The 5,870-nt window shown below is 69.5% G+C and carries 8 protein-coding genes and 1 pseudogene; 4 read left to right on the forward strand and 5 right to left on the reverse strand.

What is annotated here, in order from left to right; genetic code table 11:
• Positions 1–308, reverse strand: a pseudogene (locus TVH25_RS20475) (ATP-dependent helicase); the annotation flags it as partial.
• A 95-nt stretch (positions 309–403) separates the two neighbouring features.
• Between TVH25_RS20475 and TVH25_RS20480 the strand changes: the two are divergent.
• Complete coding sequence (locus TVH25_RS20480) at positions 404–742, forward strand: hypothetical protein (protein WP_422425342.1); 339 nt, start codon at positions 404–406, stop codon at positions 740–742.
• Here TVH25_RS20480 and TVH25_RS20485 read toward each other — a convergent pair.
• Positions 693–1,004: a helix-turn-helix domain-containing protein gene (locus tag TVH25_RS20485; protein ID WP_422425343.1), complete on the reverse strand. Its 312-nt coding sequence runs from the start codon at positions 1,002–1,004 to the stop codon at positions 693–695. The two genes, TVH25_RS20480 and TVH25_RS20485, sit on opposite strands and share 50 nt — an antisense overlap.
• Positions 1,005–1,123: 119 nt before the next feature.
• Here TVH25_RS20485 and map point away from each other — a divergent pair, with 119 nt between their 5' ends.
• Both map and TVH25_RS20495 read left to right on the forward strand, forming a co-directional pair.
• Positions 1,124–1,897 carry a type I methionyl aminopeptidase gene (gene map / locus TVH25_RS20490; protein ID WP_169652770.1) on the forward strand — a complete coding sequence of 258 codons (774 nt, stop codon included), beginning with the start codon at positions 1,124–1,126 and terminating at the stop codon, positions 1,895–1,897.
• A gap of 361 nt (positions 1,898–2,258) precedes the next feature.
• On the forward strand, positions 2,259–2,687 hold the full coding sequence (locus TVH25_RS20495; RefSeq protein ID WP_422425344.1) for an HNH endonuclease family protein: 429 nt from the start codon (positions 2,259–2,261) through the stop codon (positions 2,685–2,687).
• Between the two features lie 52 nt (positions 2,688–2,739).
• On the opposite strand, the gene TVH25_RS20500 is transcribed toward TVH25_RS20495, so the two are convergent.
• Entirely contained in the window at positions 2,740–3,522 is a 783-nt protein-coding gene (locus TVH25_RS20500) for an enoyl-CoA hydratase/isomerase family protein (RefSeq protein WP_422425345.1), read from the reverse strand.
• 90 nt (positions 3,523–3,612) lie between these two features.
• Between TVH25_RS20500 and TVH25_RS20505 the strand changes: the two genes are divergently transcribed.
• Positions 3,613–4,431 carry a shikimate 5-dehydrogenase gene (locus TVH25_RS20505; protein WP_422425346.1) on the forward strand — a complete coding sequence of 273 codons (819 nt, stop codon included), beginning with the start codon at positions 3,613–3,615 and terminating at the stop codon, positions 4,429–4,431.
• Positions 4,432–4,474: 43 nt separating this feature from the next.
• Here TVH25_RS20505 and TVH25_RS20510 read toward each other — a convergent pair whose 3' ends face one another.
• Positions 4,475–5,323: a DUF5995 family protein gene (locus TVH25_RS20510; protein WP_422425347.1), complete on the reverse strand. Its 849-nt coding sequence runs from the start codon at positions 5,321–5,323 to the stop codon at positions 4,475–4,477.
• Between the two features lie 76 nt (positions 5,324–5,399).
• Complete coding sequence (locus TVH25_RS20515; RefSeq protein WP_422425348.1) at positions 5,400–5,795, reverse strand: sulfurtransferase; 396 nt, start codon at positions 5,793–5,795, stop codon at positions 5,400–5,402.
• Positions 5,796–5,870: the final 75 nt, after the last annotated feature.

Below are 5,870 nucleotides of genomic sequence, written 5' to 3' on the forward strand. Positions count from 1 at the left end.
CCCCGGGCCGGGGGGGCCCGCGGCCCCCCCCCCCCCCCCGGGGGCGGGGGCGGGAGATCGAGGAGGAGTGCGGCGGCGTCGGGTGGCGCCACAGCCACGGCGGGAACGACTCGCGGCGCGGCGTCACCCGGGAGCGTCAATTCCACGCGGTGCCGGAACGGCCGGTCGATCCATCGCCGCAGGGCCGACGGCAATGCCTCGTCGTCGGCGTCGACCGCGGGATCTCGCCACAGCATCAGGCCTGATCCCGGTGACCACAGCCCGTGCAACATGCCCTCCATGGTGCCAGCCGCGTCCGGGCGGCTCATGGCAGGGTTCTCGCTTTCGCACCGCAACTGCCGGTCGGGCACCGAACACGTGGAGCACACTGGTCGGTACACATCCGAACCCCCGAGGAGCCGCGATGTCCATTCTGGTGCAGGTTCTCGAACAGACGCCCAGCACTCGCACGCCGTGGGAACAGGTGAAGTACGGGTTCGTCGATTGGGATCACGTGACCACGCTTCGCCTCGACGGGCGTTGCGGGGTGTGGCTGGACGGCACCAGGACCGGCGAGTCGCACCGGCTCGCGACCACCGCGTCGTCGCAGGAGGCGATCTTCTTCCTTCTCAATGTGTTCGACAAGATCGCGGAGTGCTCGGAGACGGGCGGGTCGTGGATCGTGGGACACGACGGGGCCACCGTGGGATCGATCAGCGCCGCGCGTTTCCCCGCGGCGGTCGGCGACCGGCGCTCGATCTAGCGGCGTCCTCGAATTCCTCGGCGTCGAGGCAGACCCGCGCCAGGTCGTCGAGTGGGAGCGCGAGTGCGCGCGCCAGTGCCGCGACGGTCACGAACCCGGGTGTCGCCAGCCTGCCGGTCTCGATCTTCCGCAGCGTTTCCGGAGAGATCCCCGCGGATGCGGCGACGTCGGCGAGCGTGCGGTCGCGTCGTGCCTCACGGAGGAGCCCGCCGAGCCGTTTACCGGCGGCGAGTTGTTGCGGTGACAACGGGAGACGCACCATGGATGCCAGCGTATCGGAGTCGCGTCGGACGACGGGTCCGGTATGAAAATACCGAACAACGATCCGGGTCTGGTATTTTTATACCAAGATTGACAAGCCCTTCCGGAAGGACACGTGCAGTGCTCGAACTGAAAACCCCGCGCGAGATCGACGCGATGCGCACCACAGGCGCGTTCATCGCCGGCCTCCTGGACGACCTCGCGCAACGAGCCGCGCCCGGTGTCAACCTCCTCGACCTCGAGCACCGGGCGCGCGATCTGATCGCCGAGCGCGGAGCCGTGTCGTGTTACTGGGATTACGCGCCGTCGTTCGGGAGTGGTCCGTTCCGCAACGTCATCTGCCTGTCGGTGAACGACGCGGTGCTGCACGGACTGCCGCACGACTACGTGCTGCAGGACGGGGACGTGCTCAGCATGGACATCGCCGTCTCGATCGACGGATGGGTCGCCGATTCCGCACGCACCGTCGTCGTCGGAACCGAGAGGCCCGAGGATCGCCGCCTCATCGAGTCCACCGAACGCGCACTCGCGGCGGGTATCGCCGCCGCGCAGCCGGGCAACCGGCTCGGCGACATCTCGGCCGCCATCGGCGCGGTTGCCGCCGAATACGGCTATCCCGTCAACACCCAGTTCGGTGGCCACGGCCTCGGCCGCACCATGCACGAAGACCCGCACGTCTCCAACACCGGCCGCGCCGGACGCGGCCTCGTGCTGCGCTCGGGCCTCACCCTGGCACTCGAACCGTGGTGGACACCGACCACGGACGAGATCGTCTTCGACCCGGACGGCTGGACCATCCGTTCCGCCGACGGCTCCCGCACCGCGCACAGCGAACACACCGTGGCGATCACCGACGACGGTCCACAGGTTCTCACCGCACCGGCCGACCGGTAGCCCCCTGTCGGTGCGCGCTGTCACCATGCCGTGGTGCCGGGGGGACGCGCAACGAAGTGGTGGATATGGGTCGTGGTGGCGGCTATCGGGACGTCCTGGTTCCGGAGCGTCTCCGATCCGGCCGACGACCCGGTGCCCGGTAGCCCGCCGCGAGAGCAACTGGCGGCACTGCTCGGACAGGTGACCGTGTGGCCGGACCGGCCGCGGGAAAGCGGATACGAGCGCGGCTGCGGGCCGGGCGAAGGATGCGTGTTCGGCCCGGGGGGGGGGGGGGGGCCCCCCCGGGGGGGGGGGGGCCCGGGGGGGGGCGCCGCCCCCCCCCGGGGAGGGCGGTCACGACGGGTGCGACACGCGGAACAACGTGCTCGCACGCGACCTCCGTGAACCGGCGTTCCGTCCGGGCACCGACGCGTGCGTCGTCGTCTCGGGAACTCTCCACGATCCGTACACCGGTGCGCGCGTGGATTTTCGCCGTTCCGAGGCGCGCGCCGTCCACGTCGACCACATCTACCCGCTGGCGGCCGCATGGGATTTCGGCGCGGCACGGTGGCCGGCCGATCTGCGGCGACAGTTCGCCAACGACATCGCGTACAACCTCGTCGCGGTGGACGGACCGGCCAACGAGGACAAGAGCGACCACACCCCCGCGCACTGGATGCCACCGGCCGCGCGATATCGGTGTTGGTTCGCAGGCCGATACCTCACTGTCGCAGTGCGATACGGACTACCGGTCACCTCCGGCGACCATCGCGCGCTGGCGGACGCCGCCGGGTCGTGCCCCGACCCGTGACAGCGACATGTTCCGCCGGCCGCAGCGACGACGCCGGGAGATCAGGGCTCGGTTATGCCGGGAGATTCTGCGGAATCCATTCGGGGTCACGCTTTTCCATGAAGGCGCGCATGCCTTCTCGCGGTTCGGGGGACGTCTCGAGCGACCCGAACATCGTCTGATAGTCGAACTGCCCGTACCGCTCGTTGAGCATGCGTTTGACCTGGGCGCGCGCGAGCGGCGCGGTCTGCAGCACCTCGCGTGCCGCGGTCAGCGCGGCCTCTCGCAGTTGGTCGTGCGGCACGACGCGTGAGATCACACCGAGCCGCAGCGCCTCTGCGGCGTCGAAGCGACGCGCGGACAGGAGCAGGTCACGCGCCGCCGCGATTCCGACGTGGGCGGGCAGCGCCGCCGCGAACGTCGCGTCGGGAATGCCGCGCAGCAGTTCGGGGACGCGGAAGGTGGCCCGTTCGCTCGCCACGGCGATATCCGACATCATCGCGACGAGCAGTCCCCCGGCCTGGCAGATGCCGTTGACCGCCGAGATGACCGGCGCGCGGCTGTCCCGGATGGTCAGGAACGGCACCACATCGTTGCCGGCGAGCCCTTCGGGCAGATCGTCGCCGGGTTCGGACCGGCCGCCGAGATCACCGCCGGGCGCGAAGACGTCGTCGACGCCCGTGATGATCAGGGCCGCGAGGTCGGGGTCGCTGTTGACCAGCCGAACCGCCCGTTTGAGGCCGTAGTACATCGCGGGGGTGAAAGCATTCCGGGCCGCGGGACGGTCGATGATGCACCAGCCGATCGCGCCTTCCCGCTCGAATCTCAACCCACCGGCACCGAGGTCGTCTCCCATGGCCGCAGCATATACGATTCTCGCGAAAAGAGAATGGCGTGTTCATGTGGTTGTCGTAGCGGCGCCGAACACCACCACTACGGTGGAGGGATGCTCTCGCGCATCACCAAGGACACCCGCCTGTGCATCTCCCTGTCGGGCCGCCCCAGCAACATCGGAACCAGATTCCACAACTACCTGTACGACGAACTCGGACTCGATTTCGTCTACAAGGCGTTCGCGCCCACGAATATCGAGGACGCGGTCGCCGGAATCCGAGGACTCGGTATCCGCGGCGCGGGGGTATCGATGCCGTTCAAGGAAGCGGTCCTGCCGCTCGTCGACGTCCTGCACGATTCCGCACGCGCGATCGAGTCGGTCAACACGATCGTCAACGACGACGGCATCCTCCATGCCTACAACACCGACTACCAAGCGGTGACCGATCTTCTGGCGGCCCACGCCGTGGATTCCTCACTGCCGGTGACGATCACCGGCAGCGGCGGTATGGCGAAAGCGGTCACGGCGGCGCTGCGGCACAGCGGTTTCGCCGAGGGCGTCGTGGTGGCGCGCAACGAACGCACCGGCCGCCCTCTCGCCCGCAAGTACGGATACGACTGGCGTGCGGAAGCCTCCGCGACACGGCCGGGCCTGCTCGTCAACGCCACGCCGGTCGGCATGGCCGGTGCGCCGGAAGCCGACCGTCTCCCCGTCCCGGAGGAGGTCGTCGCCGCTGCCACCGTCGTCTTCGACGTGGTCGCGGTGCCGCCCGAGACGCCCCTCGTCCGGTTCGCCCGCGAGCAGGGGATCCCGGTGATCACCGGCGACGAGGTGATCGCCCTCCAGGCGGCGCTGCAGTTCGCCCTCTATACGGGTGTCACACCGACACCGGATCAGGTGAGGCGCGCGTCCGAGTACTCACGGTCCTGACCACCACCGCTCACCCTCGACGGCCGTGGCCGGGGGCGGTCGCTCAGATGGTGCCGGCTGCTTCGAGCCCGTCGAGCACGACGTTCGCCGCGTCGAAGGCCACGTTCATCTCGAGCCGGGTGAGGTCGTGGGTGTCGGGGTTCTGGAGTCCGAAGCTGTTGACCCACGCCGCTGTTCGCGCCGACTGGAACATGAAGGTGGTCGTCTCCGTCTCGCCCAGCAGATCACCGACGAACCACCCGGTGAAGAACGGACGCAGATCGGTGCCGTAGGTGACCTCGAACTCGTCGGCGATGACGGGCGCGGCATCGACCAGGGCACCACCGAAGGTGTAGAAGTCCCGGGTGTGCTCGGGCGTGGATCCGATGGTCACGAGCGCCTCGGGGAAATCGATCACCAGGTGCGCGACGACGGCGCCGACCAGGACGCGGCCCGGGCTGCGGTCACACCGCTCGGTCTCGGCGAGTGCCTCCGCCCAATGCGCCGCCGGGGTACCGCCGGTGACGTGCTCGTGCAGATTCGCCAGATACAGCCGCACCACCTCGACCGCCAGCGCATTCGCCCACGCCGGGTCGTCGTAGATGCCGGAGTCCAGAGTCGGCTCCGTGAGCGCGAGAATCTCGTCGAATGCGAGGACGAAGGTGCCGCGGTAGTCGTCGCTACGAGTGAGCACCTCCCGCAACGCGGCGATACGGGACCTGGCGTCGTCGAAGGTCTCGATCCCCGCGGGGTCCGTGAGCGCAGCGATGTCGGCGGTGGGGACCGTGGACACACAGGCCGACGGCGCGGGTGCCGCGGGCGCTGCCGACACGGCCGGCGCTCCGGCGACCGCAGCCGCGACGGCTGCCGCACTCAGGGACAAGGCAACACTTCTCCGTACGAAATGCGTCATTGTTCCGAATTTACACAGAAGTTGGAACAATGGAACGTGCGTGCGGATCCGTCGTGCCGCCCCCTACGCCCGGGATCTAGCCGGTCGCCACGGGCCGCCGAGGATCGGCCGCCCACTGCGACCACGAACCCGGATACAGGGCCGCGTCGATCCCGACGATCGCCAGTGCCGCGATCTCGTGGGCCGCGTTGATGCCCGAACCGCAGTAGACGGCGACGTCGCCGCCGGTGACACCGAGCCTTTCGAAACGCGCCGCGAGCTGATCCGGCGGGCGGAACGACCCGTCGTCGCGAAGATTCTCCGTGGTGGGCGCACTGACCGCGCCCGGAACGTGTCCCGCCCGGCGATCGACGGGTTCTTCGTCGCCACGGAACCGGGCCGACGACCGCGCGTCGAGCAGAACTCCGTGCGAAGGGAAACGCGCGACTTCGTCCGGGCCGACAGTCGGCAGGTGCCCCGGACTCAACGACACCGTCCCCGGATGAGGGCGTTCCCCGGGACCCGCGGGCCCCCCCGGGGCGCCCCCGGGGCCCGCCCCCCAACCACC

Source organism: Rhodococcus sp. 7Tela_A2 (assembly GCF_049311045.1).
Classification (GTDB): Bacteria; Actinomycetota; Actinomycetes; order Mycobacteriales; family Mycobacteriaceae; genus Rhodococcus.

Coding starts and splice junctions, on each gene's coding strand:
- TVH25_RS20485 (WP_422425343.1), bottom strand. CDS start 1,004: ATGGTGCGTCTCCCGTTGTCACCGCAACAACTCGCCGCCGGTAAACGG.
- TVH25_RS20510 (WP_422425347.1), bottom strand. CDS start 5,323: ATGACGCATTTCGTACGGAGAAGTGTTGCCTTGTCCCTGAGTGCGGCA.
- TVH25_RS20500 (WP_422425345.1), bottom strand. CDS start 3,522: ATGGGAGACGACCTCGGTGCCGGTGGGTTGAGATTCGAGCGGGAAGGC.
- TVH25_RS20505 (WP_422425346.1), top strand. CDS start 3,613: ATGCTCTCGCGCATCACCAAGGACACCCGCCTGTGCATCTCCCTGTCG.
- TVH25_RS20480 (WP_422425342.1), top strand. CDS start 404: ATGTCCATTCTGGTGCAGGTTCTCGAACAGACGCCCAGCACTCGCACG.